This window comes from Paenibacillus sp. IHBB 3054, assembly GCF_051594305.1.
GTDB lineage: Bacteria > Bacillota > Bacilli > Paenibacillales > Paenibacillaceae > Paenibacillus_AQ.
Map to the genome: position 1 here is coordinate 26,565 of NZ_JBOFBG010000034.1, position 15,828 is coordinate 42,392.

At 42.4% G+C, this 15,828-nt stretch carries 14 protein-coding genes and 3 pseudogenes; 2 read left to right on the top strand and 15 right to left on the bottom strand.

Going from position 1 to position 15,828, the window contains the following annotated elements; all coding sequences use genetic code 11:
* Positions 1-212 precede the first annotated feature (212 nt).
* The 15 genes and pseudogenes from ACQ76X_RS26730 to ACQ76X_RS26800 form a co-directional block, all read right to left on the bottom strand.
* On the bottom strand, positions 213-653 hold the full coding sequence (locus tag ACQ76X_RS26730) for an HNH endonuclease (protein ID WP_438496814.1): 441 nt from the start codon (positions 651-653) through the stop codon (positions 213-215).
* Positions 654-1,423: 770 nt separating this feature from the next.
* A complete protein-coding gene (locus ACQ76X_RS26735; protein ID WP_438496815.1) occupies positions 1,424-1,576 on the bottom strand; it encodes a hypothetical protein in 153 nt (50 codons plus the stop codon).
* Between the two features lies 1 nt (position 1,577).
* Positions 1,578-4,355: a DEAD/DEAH box helicase family protein gene (locus ACQ76X_RS26740; protein ID WP_438496816.1), complete on the bottom strand. Its 2,778-nt coding sequence runs from the start codon at positions 4,353-4,355 to the stop codon at positions 1,578-1,580.
* Position 4,356: 1 nt separating this feature from the next.
* Positions 4,357-6,306 carry a DNA methyltransferase gene (locus ACQ76X_RS26745; RefSeq protein WP_438496817.1) on the bottom strand — a complete coding sequence of 650 codons (1,950 nt, stop codon included), beginning with the start codon at positions 6,304-6,306 and terminating at the stop codon, positions 4,357-4,359.
* 229 nt (positions 6,307-6,535) lie between these two features.
* Positions 6,536-7,021: pseudogene (gene tnpA, locus ACQ76X_RS26750) on the bottom strand (IS200/IS605 family transposase).
* Between the two features lie 169 nt (positions 7,022-7,190).
* Positions 7,191-7,911 (bottom strand): annotated as a pseudogene (locus tag ACQ76X_RS26755) (helix-turn-helix transcriptional regulator).
* Between the two features lie 5 nt (positions 7,912-7,916).
* Positions 7,917-8,486 (bottom strand): SF0329 family protein, encoded by a 570-nt coding sequence (locus ACQ76X_RS26760; protein WP_438496818.1) that lies wholly within the window; start codon positions 8,484-8,486, stop codon positions 7,917-7,919.
* Between the two features lie 271 nt (positions 8,487-8,757).
* On the bottom strand, positions 8,758-9,066 hold the full coding sequence (locus ACQ76X_RS26765) for a hypothetical protein (protein WP_341377258.1): 309 nt from the start codon (positions 9,064-9,066) through the stop codon (positions 8,758-8,760).
* Between the two features lie 42 nt (positions 9,067-9,108).
* Positions 9,109-9,450, bottom strand: coding sequence for an endoribonuclease MazF (gene mazF, locus ACQ76X_RS26770; RefSeq protein WP_438496820.1), 342 nt, complete (start codon positions 9,448-9,450; stop codon positions 9,109-9,111).
* On the bottom strand, positions 9,444-9,674 hold the full coding sequence (locus tag ACQ76X_RS26775) for an AbrB/MazE/SpoVT family DNA-binding domain-containing protein (protein ID WP_038585771.1): 231 nt from the start codon (positions 9,672-9,674) through the stop codon (positions 9,444-9,446). The genes mazF and ACQ76X_RS26775 overlap by 7 nt, the downstream gene beginning before the upstream one ends.
* Positions 9,675-9,867: 193 nt before the next feature.
* Positions 9,868-10,110 (bottom strand): annotated as a pseudogene (locus ACQ76X_RS26780) (tRNA-dihydrouridine synthase); the annotation flags it as partial.
* Between the two features lie 68 nt (positions 10,111-10,178).
* Entirely contained in the window at positions 10,179-11,552 is a 1,374-nt protein-coding gene (locus ACQ76X_RS26785) for a YecA family protein (RefSeq protein WP_438496821.1), read from the bottom strand.
* Between the two features lie 89 nt (positions 11,553-11,641).
* Positions 11,642-12,208 (bottom strand): hypothetical protein, encoded by a 567-nt coding sequence (locus tag ACQ76X_RS26790; RefSeq protein WP_438496823.1) that lies wholly within the window; start codon positions 12,206-12,208, stop codon positions 11,642-11,644.
* 45 nt (positions 12,209-12,253) lie between these two features.
* Positions 12,254-12,640 carry a hypothetical protein gene (locus ACQ76X_RS26795; protein WP_438496824.1) on the bottom strand — a complete coding sequence of 129 codons (387 nt, stop codon included), beginning with the start codon at positions 12,638-12,640 and terminating at the stop codon, positions 12,254-12,256.
* A 189-nt stretch (positions 12,641-12,829) separates the two neighbouring features.
* The gene (locus tag ACQ76X_RS26800; protein WP_438496826.1) at positions 12,830-13,819 is read right to left on the bottom strand and encodes a tRNA dihydrouridine synthase; all 990 of its coding nucleotides are present in this window, start codon (positions 13,817-13,819) and stop codon (positions 12,830-12,832) included.
* 336 nt (positions 13,820-14,155) lie between these two features.
* Between ACQ76X_RS26800 and ACQ76X_RS26805 the strand changes: the two genes are divergently transcribed.
* On the top strand, positions 14,156-14,842 hold the full coding sequence (locus ACQ76X_RS26805; protein ID WP_438496828.1) for a response regulator transcription factor: 687 nt from the start codon (positions 14,156-14,158) through the stop codon (positions 14,840-14,842).
* Positions 14,829-15,818, top strand: a complete 990-nt coding sequence (locus ACQ76X_RS26810; RefSeq protein WP_438496830.1) for a sensor histidine kinase — start codon at positions 14,829-14,831, stop codon at positions 15,816-15,818. Before ACQ76X_RS26805 ends, ACQ76X_RS26810 begins: the two co-directional genes overlap by 14 nt.
* Positions 15,819-15,828 lie beyond the last annotated feature (10 nt).

Genomic DNA, 15,828 nt, shown 5'->3' on the forward strand with positions numbered 1-15,828 from the left:
CTCAAAAAAAACCCTCCTCCGGCTTGTTTGAACAAGTTACGAAAAGTGATTTACCGTCTGATTTCTGTGGCTATCAGAGGCACCGCTGAACTCAAGCCTATACTTGTATCAAGTAAAAAGCCTATAATATCAACATTTTGCAGTATCTGCACGGATTAAACTCAACAGATTTCCTCTTTTACGACTATTTAAAGGTACCAGAAGTTAGGTGTTCAAGTTACAATATTACTCTTTGAGGTATCTGCTCTTTGTAAGTGTAAAGGGATTGCGATAGTATCAACTTTTCCACTTGCATATTCAATGGTTAAATTAGATTTATTGAAGATACCTTTCGCTTGATGAATAAGTCGATGATGATCTGGACACAAGATCATTATATTCTCCGGCTTGTTGTTTTGAGTTAGTGAGAATGACTCAATGTGGTGTCCCTCAACGATAGAAACCCCATAATCATTCATACTGCTTGACCTGCATATTTGACAACAATAACCTGCTCTCATTTTCAAATCATCAATTAATTTTTTATTGTATTTTCTTATTTTAACTAGTCCATCTTTAACTTCCAAACTTGCATCTTCGTCAAATGTATTTATATATTCTCTATAGTCTTCATCAGACATAGCAGAGATAGCATTTTCTAGTTTCTCTTTCACCAAAAATAATTGTTTGTTTTTTTGATTATCTATTGCCTTTTTTACTTACCATTCTTTTCATTTTACTTACAGTTTCATATATCTCTATGTTTGATTTTATTAACTGAGAAGCCAATTTTAGTTTGTTCAAATCGTTAGAAAACTCTTCCCAAATATCTACCTCCAACTTGTCTCCACGGGTTATGTTGTCCTTAGGTTCCTCGATACTATGAGCCCCTCGGACTCCCTTCCCACAGACGGTGCACTTCATCTACTGGACTTATAGAACGTCTCTTTACGGGTTTCCAAAAAAATTCCGTGTGAGGGAGGGTCTCCCCAGTTCACTGCATTATCTTTCAAACCATGCCGTTCCCTGTACGCCGGAGGGTTCTTCACTGTTGTTCCAAGTTCTGTACAGTTTCCTTGACCTTCGTCGACGCGGCAGGATTCACTTGATGTTGCGGCCTGGATTGTTGCTCGCTCGGTCTCTGACCAGTACTTTTGTCGATTCGCTTTTACACACAGATTTCGCCATGTGCAAGCATCCTTGCTACAAAGGTAGCTTGGCCCCTCCTTTGGTTGGACTTTCACCAACTAGATAATGCGTGCCTCTGGGCACGTCAACACAAAAAAACCACTCATATTGAGTGGCTAAAATATAAAATATTATTAGCGATCTTCTCTATGTTCATCTTTTTAGACTGAATATCTTGGAACTATATCCGTGCACGTATTCCATACAGATTGTTTTTTGTTCTTTACATTTGAGTACCTTACTATGCAAGTTTCTGTTAGAGGGATGAAAATCTATAATAACACATTATTAATAGATCAAATTTTTTCCATTTCTCAAACTTTTCATTAATCCGTTCTGAAGCAAGTTTATAAATCAACTCCAATCTTTTATCAAAGGATGGTTCTAAGGTTTCCTTTTCTCTTGCCATCTTACTCACCACCTAGCTCCATTCCATTAGATAACTCTAATATTTCTTGAACTGGAGAGAAATCGGTTACTTCCTGTACTTGAGTAATTTCCGCAAGCTGAGTCATAGATCTTTGACCATCACCCTTTGTGTAAAATTTCAATCCACTAATTCGGACATTCTTTGAATCATCTTCAAATTCCATCTCTGCTTGGTGGTCACTCATATACAATAGCAAGTCTTGCTTCCATAGTTCACTGACAAATCTATCCCCACTCATTCCTTTAGGCTCAATGAAAATTTGAAAATAAAACTGACTGTTCTCAAGAAACAAAATAAAGTCAGGTTGAAAACCTTGTAAATGTATATCTACTTTTTCACCTGCACGATTAATTCTAGTGCCATATTGGTAAAGTTTCACTTTCCCACTCTTAGCTGACTCACGGTGCATATTTTCATCCATTCGGAATAGATAGACCGCTTTGTTATACTTTTGTTTTAACTCGTTCACATAGGCTTTAATTCGCTCAATCAGTTCATACTCAAGTTTGTTGACGATTGCTTTTTCGTAAACGTAAAATTCATCATCCACTTCATAAGCAGCAACCTTTTGCGTTGCATCATTCAAAAGGATTGCTGTGTCATAATCTGGAACACGTTTATTGTAATTTGTCAGATACTCACGAATTGGATAGCCAATAAATCTATTGGTTCCCCGTTGCTTGACGTAACCTGACTTGAATTTCACTTCATACTCTTTCAATATGTCGATAGTTACTTTCAAAATCTCATCCACTGAAATATCTGATGCTTTATACTCTTTCGGAACAGTCAAGAAAAGCTTCAACTTCCCTGCATTTAACCATTTTTCTCCGTAAATAAATTCTTTCATAGAAGTCAGGAGAGGAAGATACCTTTTCAAATTATCAAACTGGTAAAACTCCAAGCGTTGGATGGCTTTCTTAATGAAACGAACATCAAAATTTTCTATACCAATAGTTTTTGTTTCAATATTTTCAACAGTAGCTTTATAGGAGACTTCCCGACTACCATAGTTCAAATTTCGAGAAATATCTGACTTATGATTAATTCCATATTTTTCAATAGAATCAAACCATTCATCCGATACATCTTCCGCTTCGTTATAATAAATTTTCCCTGTTTTATAGGTAGCTGTTTTCTTAAAGGAAGGTTTAACTTTAATTTCGATAGGCGGGTTTTTCTTGTCTTGTCCCGTTGGTAAATCTATTTCTTTTAATGAGCCTACAAGTTGTTTCAAGTACTGAGGTTCATTCAATGTATGGTAGTGGAGAGTTTCCAAAAATAATTGATTATTCGAGGAATCATTGTCATATCTCCGTTGATAGCTTTTCTCACCAGCAATTTCAAATGGATAATACCTTGCACCACGTCCAATCAGTTGAGCTTCAACCATTGTAGCGTTCTTGTTCGTACCTGCTTCCTTTTCGATACGAACAATATCATACAGATTGAGTACATCCCACCCCTCTGTCAGTTTTGCCACAGCAAAGACCACACGATAGAGGTTGTTTGGACTTTCAAGCGTGTTCAAAGCTTCATACTGCCCTTTTTCAAGCATATTTCCACTGGTATCATTGGCATTCAAAACATTTCGCGGGTCAAAATCTTGTTTAATCTCACGAACAATCTTTGCTAAATTATCTTCATTTTGCAGGTAGTAGTTATAAACTAATTCAAGCGCAGAGCTTTCATTACTATCCAATACTTGCTGACGTTTAATGAATGCCACTAAATCACTCACCTTTAGGGTGGCAATGACTTCATTAAATACCTTTGTTGCTTCAAGTGAGATTGCAATTATTGGCGATTTGAACATAATCACGGGCTTAAAGGATCCCGTGATACCCTCAGCATAAGCACGATATTTTCGAAATTGTGATAGTAAAACCACGTTTAGCATTTTATCCTCATCACTCGCTGATGTTTCAATACGCTTAATCTGCTTTGAATAACCATCAAACATAAATTTGTTTAATGGATAGCGATAAACGACTTTATCACGATACTTGTTATAAATTGATTCCTTGTCAAAATCCACTGTTGCCGTGAACTCTAACAAGAGATTCATGTGTTCCTTATCATCCCTAGCCCTTAGAATCTTATTGATAGCAGATTCCCAAGTATTCTCGGCTTCTTTTTCTGATTTTGTGGTTGCGGAATAGTGATGAGCTTCATCAGCCAAAATAACCACAGGATGATTTTCATAATCAGATAATCCCATTGTGTTCTCTTTCAAGACAAACAAATCATCTGACACCTTTTGAACAGATGAGAGTTTGATATAAATGGTATTTTCTTGGCGAACACGGGGAAAACGCTCAACGTGTCGAATAAAGATACGTTGTCCGTCAATCTCAATCTTTTCTTGAAAAAGATACTTTTCACTATTTTCATTCACCAAATTATTCTTCGTTTTCATAAGAACGGAATTTGTGTTTACCGTAAATAAGAAATTCTGATACTTATGTTCTTGATATAGATAGAGAATGAGAGCTGCCATCAAGTCTGTTTTACCTGAACCAGTCGCCATGTTAAAGAGAACGTGTTGCGGATTTGGGTTAATTTGTGTTTGTGTATAGTGATAATTACGCATAGCTTCATCTTGGTAATCACGTAGCCTATGGACTAAATTTTGATTGATATAAGCTGGAATTACATACCCTTGATGTTGGCTCAACAAGTTATGTTCTGCTTTCTCTGCCTGCTCAACTAATGGAAATTGACGAGCCTTAGCAGAAGTTTTCTTCGCTTTTGTCATATTAATCACCACCTTCATAGAATACTTTATTAAAGGTGTAATCTTCGTCTGAAACTAAAGCACGGACATTCTTATCATTAATTTCCGAATAATTATAATAAAGCCCATTCTTATCAAGTAATTTCACCAGTAAGCGTTTATTATCATTAAATCCTTGAGCCCAATCAATCTTCGATAAGTCAGCACGGAAAGAAATATCCGCAGGTTCATCTGTATCAGTCCCTAATAGCATACGTTCATAAACTGAATTAAGCTCCTCAATGGTGTTTGAGTGGATGACATCTTGAAGGTAGCCCATATTTTTAGGAAAAAGTTCAGCATAGACAAATGAACCGCCACCTTGCCAATCAACGACTTTTGAAATCCCGCCTTGTTCGCCTTCTATAACCTTTTGTAGCCTTGGAACAGATACAGTATTGATGTAGTCCATCTGCTCAATACCAATGAAGCGGCGATTCATTTTCATTGCAACAGCTGGCGTAGTCGCTGACCCCATGAAGAAATCCATCACGATGTCATTCTCTTTCGTGGTAATTTTTATGATTTCATATAACAACTCCTCGGGTTTTGCATAATCAAAAGCATCACGTCCAAAAAGCAGATCAACCTGATCGTTACCTAATTTATTTACAGTTGCTCCATCATACAACTTCAATAAGAAGTCTGAGTATACTGCAGATGCTTTTTCTTTAGCATCATCCTCATCTTTGAAAACTCGTCTAAATGGCTTATCCCCACTCATAACCTCATAGTCATCAGGAAATCCAATACCTCCTTTCTCATACCACTCTTGGAAAGTATCTTTAGCAACAGCCCATGAACGTTTAGGGTTGACTGGATATTCTTTACCCGTCTTGGGATTAACCATTGTAAAATTTGAATTTGGGCGCTCATATATCGTTCTTTGGCTAGTCATATCTGCTTTGCGCCAAGGGCGATTAGGAAAATCGGGAGTAGTTAGGTATTGCCTTTCAACTTTTCGCCCCACAATTTCATCACCCTCAAAACCATTTGTGTATACAAGAAGCCAATCAAAGTCTTGAGATAGATTAAATGGTACGTCGGATTTTCCGTTACGTGTCTTTCGAGGAATCGTACCAACAAATTTTTCTGAGCCAAATATGCTATCAGATAATACTTTGAGGTAGTGCATCCCATCTTCAGAGATATTTATCCATACAGACCCATTATTCGCTAACAACTGTTTAGCAATCTCTAATCTATTCTTTAAGAATGTAAGCCATGTGCTCATTCTAAAATTTGAATTATACTTGAACGAATCTTCTGCAATTTTCTTCTTGAAAAAGTATGGTACATCAATATAAATCAATTTTATTTGTCCTACGTATTTATCTTTCAAAGTATGTAAAGCTAGAAGATTATTTCCTTTGATTATTAGATTGTCTTGCTCCATATTAAAAGAAGTTGATTTAGTATCTAGATGTGTGTATTCCTCATTGTTAAATCGTTTTACGTTAGACAAAATTTTCTTATCAAATAATCTGTCGACTTCATCTTTTTCAATTGTCTCATTCAGAAAGGCGTCATCATAGCCGTCTTTGTTATCTTCCTTTGTCATAGAGGCAGTAAGGACGCCATCTTTGAACGGGAAATCTAGCACAACGTCTTCGTTATCCTGTAAAAACTTACCTTTTGAAGCGAGCCCTACACGGTTTTCATACTTGGTATAGCTTGTGTCCCAGTAATTGTTGTAAAGTACTGCCTCCTCAAGCTGTTCAATTTGAAAAAGCTTTTCCCCTGCAATTTCTTTGATAAAATGTTGCTTGATAAAAGCAACTTCAAATAATTTACTGAGAAGCGCTTCATCATAATTCCGTAAATCATGCGTGAGTTTAGAGCGGTTTAATTTCTCTTCAACAAAATACTTCCCGTCAAAAGAAGATAATGCCTTTTTCAACTCATCAAAAATCTTCGGCTCAATCTGTGCCATTTATCTTCAATCCCCTTACAATTCTTTTTGTCTTAATTATAACAGTTCTTCCTAATTTTCATATGACACAACTGAAGATAATCAAAACCACCCGTCAAACGGGTGGTTTGCTCTGAGGCTATAAGCCTCTGGTGCCGGCTAGCGTCTAAAGGCGCTGGCTTTCACTTCGTTCAAGCTACTATGCCTTTGCCTCTTTTGCCTACCCCTGAAGGGGTGTTTGGACTACCGGCTACCCCTTAAAGGGGTTTTCGTACTCTTTCACACTCAGCTTATCCAGCGCAATATCGTGACTTTCTTGCTCTTGGATGTATTTCTTAATTGTTGCCTCGTTGAGCCCTACGGTGCTTACGTAATAGCCTTCCGCCCAAAAATGACGATTCCCATACTTATACTTTAAATTTGCATGCTTATCGAAGATCATCAGCGCACTTTTCCCCTTTAGGTATCCCATAAAACTAGATACACTCATTTTCGGTGGGATACTGACCAGCATGTGGATATGATCTGGCATGAGGTGTCCCTCGATAATCTCTACCCCTTTATAGCCACAGAGTTACTTTAGGATATCACGGATACTTTCCTTGTATTGATTGTAGATCACCTTTCGTCTATACTTTGGGGTGAATACGATATGGTATTTACACATCCATTTGGTGTGTGCCATGCCTTCTCTGGCTTGTGCCACAAAAAACCACCTTCTCCTTTCGTTATACATAGTAGCTTGAACACTCCTATTATAACGCTCGCATCAGGTGGTTTTTTGCTATAAGCATCACTACACCACCCGCATAGCAGGTGGTTTTTTGTTTCCCACGCTTCGCGTACTCAACTGGCTAAAGCCACTAATAAAATAGCTCCACTGACACCCACTGTCAGTGAAGCTATTAAAGCTGATAATATTCCAGTAAGTCTGATGCGATTGCAGCAAGCTTATCTTTCAAGCTCTGCGGTTCAAGGACTTGAACCGATTTCCCGTAGGATAGGAGGAAGTAAGGGACATACCTCAGCATGGACTGCTCCTCAAGGACGAAGACAGCTTGACCGGATGTCCGCTCCTTCAGATAATGCCCCAAATACCAATGCAGACAGAGGTCATCCAGCGCTGGTCTTAGGATGCTCTTCACGGCCTGTGCGGTAATCTATTTCTACAACGAATTCACCCGCTACCGCCTGCTCCAATTCTGCGAGCACCGGCTGAACCGAAGGAGGCCCCACGCGGTTGATCACTTCGAATCCGGCTAAATGGCGGCTAAGTGTATTTTCCTGCTCCTGATTGGAATACATTTTCAGCTTTGCTGCCGCATTGTCCAGTGCCTCACTCATCGGGTATCCGGCTTCTTTGGCAAAGGTTGCTGCATGCAGAAGGGCCTTCTTCTCGTCAAGGTCAAACAACAGAGGGGCTCTGATGAAATTGCCCAGCAGGCTATACCCGCCATGATGACCCGAGTCGGATATAATAGGCACTCCGCTCGCACATAATGCGTCAATATAGCGGTACACTGTGCGGATATTGATTTCCAGCTTCTCGGGTATTTGCTTGGCCGTTATTTTCCCGCCGGAATTCAGCATCCATAGAATAGCCAGCATATTATCGTTTTTTGGCATAAACTTCACAACGTCCCCCGCCGCAGCTCATAAAAATACCGCACCACCGGATGCTTTAACTCCATCTTCTCCGCTATACTCAAGATCCGCTTCTTCCCAACCCTCCTATCCACCAAAGCCAGTATATTCAATACCATATCGCTGCTCTCCAAGCTCTCCTCTATAGGAGTAGTCAGAAACTTATTAGCCACAACAATAAAATTTGATTTACTTAATGCAGCCTGTGCTGACATTAGCTCTTTGGCATGTTCTGTACTTTTTCTGCTTCGGGCCATTACTATTAGGCGATCCTCCGGCACTGGCCCCTTGGTAGCTTGTCTGACCGCTTCAATGTCGTCACTGCTGATAGGAATTTGGATATCTGGATCATTCTTAATTTCCAGCTCTGTTTGATACCATCTGATAGTGTTCGTTTTATCACTCATGTTGAGTACGTTCTTTTTATCTACCGAGATATAACAAATCCCTGATTTATCAGGCAGATAACGGTAGCCTGGTGCGCGGTATTCTACCCTTCCATGTAACGCAGGACAGAGAAAGCCCTCCAGTTGTTGCTTCAATTTGCTCCAGGACATGTGATCCCCTCCATATAAAAAAAATGAGGAACAGCTTGTTGGCTCCGGGTTTGTCCCTTCCCCATCATCCGATCCTCAATCATTTCACTTCAATTTTCTGTTTAAGCCAAACGCCGCCCGCGCACAGCTTTATTTCTCTCGAAATGGCAATTCCGAGCCTGAATAACATTCAAGCGTATACACCAATTTCATCACCCAACAAACGGACTCTCAGGCAACCCTAGCGCTATACGTAAAAGGTTCGCATCGTTTATTTGAAGTTACAATCCTTTCACATAAATCCATCTTCAGGTTCACCAACGTCAAAATCTAATACCTTTGTTGCTTCTGATTTAAACCTTGTTATCCAGGAATCCCAATCGCTCTGATTCATCTGGGCATAAAATGACAATCCGCCCGGCTCAACGGATGCTTCAATAAAAACATCATCATCTTCCTGCCCGAACCAATATGGAATCCCGTCTTTATACCCCATCCAACCGGGCATAGACTTATAGATAGCAGCAACTTTACTCCATACTTCATCAGGTAGATGATACCATATATTGAGATTACAATGATGAGAGTTTATGTTATTCATTTACTGGGCACCACTTCTCTTATTGCTGCCTACAATTGTAGGTCAGCGAATTAGTAAGTCGAGTTTGGCAACGACATCTGACAGTATGATCTGTGGTACTTTACAGATGAACACTGCCTGTCGGGATTGCCAATCTAGACTCTTTACTTGATCGGCAAGGATAACCCCTTCGATGGGCAGATCCTGCGGAATGACTACTTCAAACGGGTAGCCCTTTGGTTTAGAAGTTACCGGACAGAGCAAGGAAAGTCCGACCTTACCATTATAGGAAGCAGGAGACACGACCAAGGCCGGACGTTTGCCTGCCTGTTCATGCCCCGCTTGCGGGTTGAACTGCAACCATACCAAGTCGCCTCGATCCGGCACATACCCGCCCGTTACCATACTTCCCGTCCTTGTTGTTCGCCTGTAGAGACCTCATTATGGAGATTTTCCGGGGTGACCTGGGAAAGGATTTCGTCCAGTGTAGCCGACTTCGGCTTGATGATAAGATGTCCATCTTCCACATCAAGATCGACTTCGGAGCCTTCCTCAATACCGACCTTTAGGGCAAGGGATTTCGGAATGCGAATGCCCAAGCTGTTACCCCATTTTCGAACCTGAAACATAGAACCGCCTCCCAGAATGTATAAACAAAGTGTAAACAAAGTGTTTTTAGAAGTCAAATCATTGTGGAGAATATATATAAAAAACAGAGGAAAGGCTTGTTGGCTCCGGGCTCATCCCCTTCCCCATTCATCCGATCCTCACTCGTTTAGCGTCTATTCTATTTTCTACTCGGATTTCTACAATCTTGCCAGCTTAATCCTCACGTCCAACCGCCCCATCAGGCTCCTTGCTTCCAAATTCATCGAGCAACGCCCGCACTTCACTTGTGGACTTAGTGTTCATTAAGTTATTTCTTAATTCACTTGCCCCGCGGAATCCGCGGACATAGATTTTAAAGAATCGTTGCAGAGGGCTAAACGAACGTGGTGCCTGTCCGGAGTATTTATCATAGAGATCCAAATGCAGCCGCAGCAAATCAAGCAATTCCTCACTATTAGAAAAGCAATGAACATACCAATAGCTCGATATGACTACAGCAACTTCATGCGCATACACAAATTAGATCACCCAGTAAACGGACTCTCAGGCAACCCTAGTGCTATACGTAAGAGGTTCAAGTTGGATAAATCCGGATTTATTCGGAATTGCTCATATTCTCTTCTCCTAACGAGCATTTCGGCACTTTCTGCGGGATATTTCTCTTGTGTATCGCGAAACCCTTGCAATAACATGGGGAGATTCCCGTAAGCAGTAACTTCTTGATCAGAGAGATTCTTTTCTGTTGTTATATTGTATCCTTTTAGGACAAGCTCTTTAGGGATCTGTTTAACTTCTTTTCGTTCATTAACCTGAGTCAGACCGACGGCCGTAGACAGCTTCGAGGCCAACAGTTCCAGCGTAGCTTCCAGTTCAGCGCTTTGCCAACCAGAAACCGTTACCCCCTGTTTACCGATCACAATATTCCCCAAATCATTCGAGATATGGATCTCGTTAAGTCCAAGCTTATCCCGACGCTCCGCTGGTATTGTGCCCAATATCCCGTCCAGCTTGTCTGCTCGGCTAATTACGGTTGTACCTTCTGCAGGATCTGTGCCCGGCGCTAGAATATATTGATCCCCAATGTTTAGCAGCATTTGCTCCAGCAGTTCGGGATACTCGCAAGTATATTCGTACGTTACAAAAACTTGCTCCCTCATTTCCTCCAGATTACTAACCGGATTTTCTTTTCTACTATTAATTCTGTTGCACAAATCAAGCATCTCCGGATAGTTGCTGGCCAGTATGTCCGCAGGGGACATCTCCTGTTCTGAAGCTTTTGCAATTTCTTCTTGCAGCTGCCCTGTACGGGTCATTACCTCGGATGCTACATCAGGGTGGCCCCACATAAACACTCCATGGATACACCAATCCTCTACATACGGCTCAATCATTCCGACAGATACGGTCCATGGAGGAAGCTTAATCATCGTTTCACAGTACGGCATACGATACCTTTCTTGGGACCAGATATCCTCAATGACCGCACCTTGCTCATATTGGTCTACCAACTGATAGCAGGAAACCTTCATTTCTCTCCAATTTTCAAGCATCTTCCGGTCTTCCCCGGAATACCTCTGGCCTCTCTCTTTCACAAACCAGTCTATTCCGCGCAAACCGTTATCATATACGCGAAAGAAATACGCCCACATGTTTCCGGCCCCTTCTCTGAAATGGCCCAATGAAGAATCGAAGGGTTTATACTTTTGATGATCGAAGCTCCATTCCCCGCCTTGCTTTTGAGCAAGAAAGGAATACAGATCAGTGGTCAATTTAAATTTACGATCAAAAAAATGCCGCCCCTTCGCCTGCAGCGTCTGATCTTCCGACTGCTTAAGTAAACAGCATTGCTTATATTTTTTCCCACTTCCACAAGGACAGGGGTCATTTCTTCCTATCATGTTACACACTCCTCTGAAGGTGAATCTATTACTATTTAATTTCACAGTTCAACTCCTATTTGGAAAAACTGCTGAGCTCTCCCCCTCCCTTAAGCCTTTTTCCAGTTTAAATCAACGAGAAATTCATCCGCATCCACCCATTTGAGCTCGGTATAGGAGCCGACCAACGAGTCTTGAATTCCCCAGCAGTGACAATTCGGCTTTTTTGCAACCGCCTCGAGGCGAGCCTGATACTTTTCAAACAATTCCGGTGTTTGTTCCTTATTCAGGAGCTGGATTACTTTTTCAAAAGTGTTGGTAAAGAAATCCCCCATATTCTCAAAAATATCTCCTTCATAATGAATGTAGTCAGAGGCCGTCTCGCAAAAGAAAACCATGATCTCCAAGGGCCAAATGGTTCCCTTGCCAAGCCGGTTGACCTCCGTAAAAATCTTCTTCACTGTGGCAGGCCGCAGCTTAGGAAACCCCCGAGCAGGATTGAATTCCTTATCAATCAGCGCTTGAGCTTCAGTAACCCATTCTTGCAAGCCTGTCTCGCCTTCGAGCCGGATCGAAACGTACGCCCGAGCATCCTTGCTGAGCCGGACGGTCTCCGCAACTAGTTCAACAAGCTCCTCTTTTGAAAATCCATGCAGCTTCTTCTTGATTTCCAGCACATTCAACTTTCCAGCCATTCCGATGCTTCAACTCCACAAATCCATTTAGTTAAACAAATCATTATCTTCAATAAAACTCAGACATTCTGCAAGATTGCTTTCATACAGTCTGACCCATTGCCCGGTGTGTCGCTGAAAAGCCGTCTCGCACTGGTCGCCACGCTCATCAAATAGTGTAATGCGTGCCATGGGAAACTCTGCATATTTTCCTTTGATTAACGGTTTAATGAATTGGATCTCCGGGTTATCCCAGCCAAACTGTTCATGCAGACGATATAAATAGATTCTTCCCGCTTTAACCTCAAAACGATAAACCCTTTCGCTTAAATCCGGGGAATCCGCTATCACTTGCTTGACTATCGCTTCCAGCCTTGATTTATCCGCTGCCGTCAATTTAGCCGGCTTGGGATTATACGACCAACGATGATTCACTATGATTTCTCACCTCCCATAAATCGCATACGCAAAAAAACGCCAAGCGCACTTCAGCCCTGACGTATGTCTGACACCATGTATAATCGCCAAGATGAGCCATAACTCATAATATCATGGTTATTGACTTGTTACCTGTTTCATATTGAAAATAGGCTGGGTTTTGTTCCCCTCTCCATTCATCTCAGCTTAATCTCCACGTTCCTCCGCCTCATCATGCTCCTTGCTTCCAAACTCATCGAGCAGCGCACGCACTTCATTTGTTGACTTGGTGTTCATTAAGCTGTTTCTTAATTCACTTGCCCCGCGAAATCCGCGGACATATATTTTAAAGAATCGTTGAAGAGGGCTGAACGAACGTGGTTCCTGTACGGAGTATTTATCATAGAGATCCAAATGCAGCCGCAGCAAATCAAGCAATTCCTCACTACTGTGTTCCTTCGGCTCCTGCTCAAAAGCAAAGGGATTCTGAAAAATACCGCGACCAATCATAATACCATCCACACCGTACTCTTCAGCGAGCCTCAGGCCAGTCTGACGGTCAGGGATATCCCCGTTAATGGTCAGCAGTGTATCTGGTGCTACCTCATCACGAAGCTTCTTAATCTCCGGAATCAGCTCCCAATGAGCATCTACTTTACTCATTTCCTCTCGTGTGCGCAGATGAATAGACAGATTCACAATGTCTTGCTTCAAAATATGGGTCAACCAGCCGCGCCATTCGTCTAAGTCACTGAAACCGAGTCTTGTTTTCACACTGACAGGCAGTCCCCCGGCTTTGGCAGCTTGGATGATCTCCGCTGCGGTTTCAGGACGGCAGATCAGGCCGCTTCCCTTCCCGTTCTGTGCTACATTCGCTACAGGGCAACCCATATTAATATCGATGCCCTTGAAGCCTTCTTTCGCCATACCGATGCTCATTTGACGGAAGTATTCCGGCTTGTCTCCCCAGATATGTGCTACGATGGGCTGTTCATCCTCTGTAAAAGTCAACCGCCCGCGCACAGCATGGTTCCCCTCCGGGTGACAATAACTCTCTGTATTCGCAAACTCCGTAAAAAACACATCCGGTCTGGCAGCAATACTTACGACATGGCGAAAAACAACATCCGTCACATCTTCCATGGGCGCCAGTATAAAAAAAGGCCGTGGTAAATCACGCCAAAAATTATTTGTCATCTCAAAAACCTCTCTATGAATACAGCATGTTAAACCAAAGTATATCATAAAAGAAGGGGCGCCCCCACCTTACTATTTTCTCCAATAGATCGCCGTTTTACTTGTCCTTTCGCACTAACGCCGCCTAATATCTTGAGCCTGTGCGGGAGCGTGAACTCCTTTCCACACTCCCGTATTTTTTTGTTTTATACCTCAGCCTATATGTTTCCGTCAAAAGAAATATAATAAAGCTATGGAGGTGTTGTGCGTGGGAAATACATGGCTTGTTCCGGTTGACGCTGAAAAACCGGCTGACGGACGATATAGAAGCGCTAAAGTAAAGGATGGTCAAAATAAATGAAACGGATATTTTTGGTTGAGGACGATAAGGCAATCGCTAAAAATCTTATCCTTTTGCTCCGCTCGGAGGGATTTACAGTCATCCACGCCCCTACGCGGAGTGAAGCCCTTGCCGCACTTGCCGGGAATAAATTCGACTTGGCGTTGATTGATATTTCTTTGCCTGACGGAAATGGCTTTACGGTTTGCACGGAAATCAAAGAAACGCATGATGTTCCCGTTATCTTTCTGACGGCTTCCGGCGATGAGGCGAGTGTTGTTACAGGGCTAAACATGGGCGCGGACGACTATATCACCAAGCCTTTTCGTCCGCGTGAACTGATTGCGCGAATTGGAACCGCCCTGCGAAAAAGCGGGCGTTCCGGGGCGGATTTTGAAATTCGCGGGCTTCATGTCGATACGGCAAGCGGTGTTGTGAAAAAAAACGGCAACGAGGTTTTTCTTTCAGCATTAGAATACCGCTTGTTGCTGGTGTTTATTAGCAACCCAAAAAGTATTATCACGAGGGGCAAGCTACTTGACGAATTGTGGGACGCGGCGGGCGAGTTTGTCAATGACAATACACTCACCGTGTACATCAAACGCTTGCGGGAGAAGATAGAGAACGACCCGGCAAGTCCGCAAATTATTCTGACCGTTCGCGGGACAGGGTATAGATTGGGGGGCGGGCATGCTTCGGAATAGAGAGTTTCGGCAGTTTGCCATTTTGTTCTCATTAATGGCCGCCGCCGCTGTAATGCTGGGATTTGCAATAAATGAGGCGGCGGGAATCCTTGCCCTTGCTTCTGCCGCCGCCTTTGGCACAGCGTTTTTCGCGTTTACCAAAGCCCGGTACAAAAGCATTGCGCGGATTTCAAATCAAATCGATCTTGTACTTCATAATGCTGACCATCTGTATATTGGTGAATCGGACGAGGGCGAACTTTCCATTCTGCACAGCGAGATAACAAAAATGATGCTGCGTATTCGGGAGCAAAACGACGCACTGAAAAAAGAAAAAGAACATCTTGCCGATTCGCTTGCCGACATAGCCCACCAGCTCCGAACTCCGCTCACATCCGCGAACCTCATTCTGTCATTGTTAGCGAATAACCCTGATGAAAACGAGCGGAAAGCATTTGTACGGGAAACAGAGGAATTGCTTGTGCGGATGGATTGGCTGATTACTTCTCTATTGAAATTATCCCGCTTGGACGCGGGCATTGTGGTATTCCAAAGCGGGCAGATCGATGTAAGCAACTTGATATGCGCCGCGCTTCGCCCGTTCCTAATCTCAATGGAACTGCACAATATTGATTTGCAAATGGACGTGCCGAAAGGGGTACTGATTCAGGGCGATTCTGGTTGGCTTTCGGAAGCCATTCAAAATATCCTCAAAAATTGCATGGAAAGCGCAGGCGAGCACGGGAAGATTGAGATTGTTTGTACGGACAACCCTCTGTTTACCGGGATTGCTATCCACGACAGCGGCGCAGGCTTTGAAAAAGAAGATTTACCCTGCCTGTTTGACAGGTTTTATCGCGGGAGAAACCCAAACGCTACAGGATACGGGATTGGATTGGCTCTCTGCAAGATGATTATTACACGGCAGGGAGGGACGATTACCGCAAAAAATCACCCGCAGGGCGGTGCGATATTTGCCATTCGTTTCCCAAAGTGACGAATCTCTC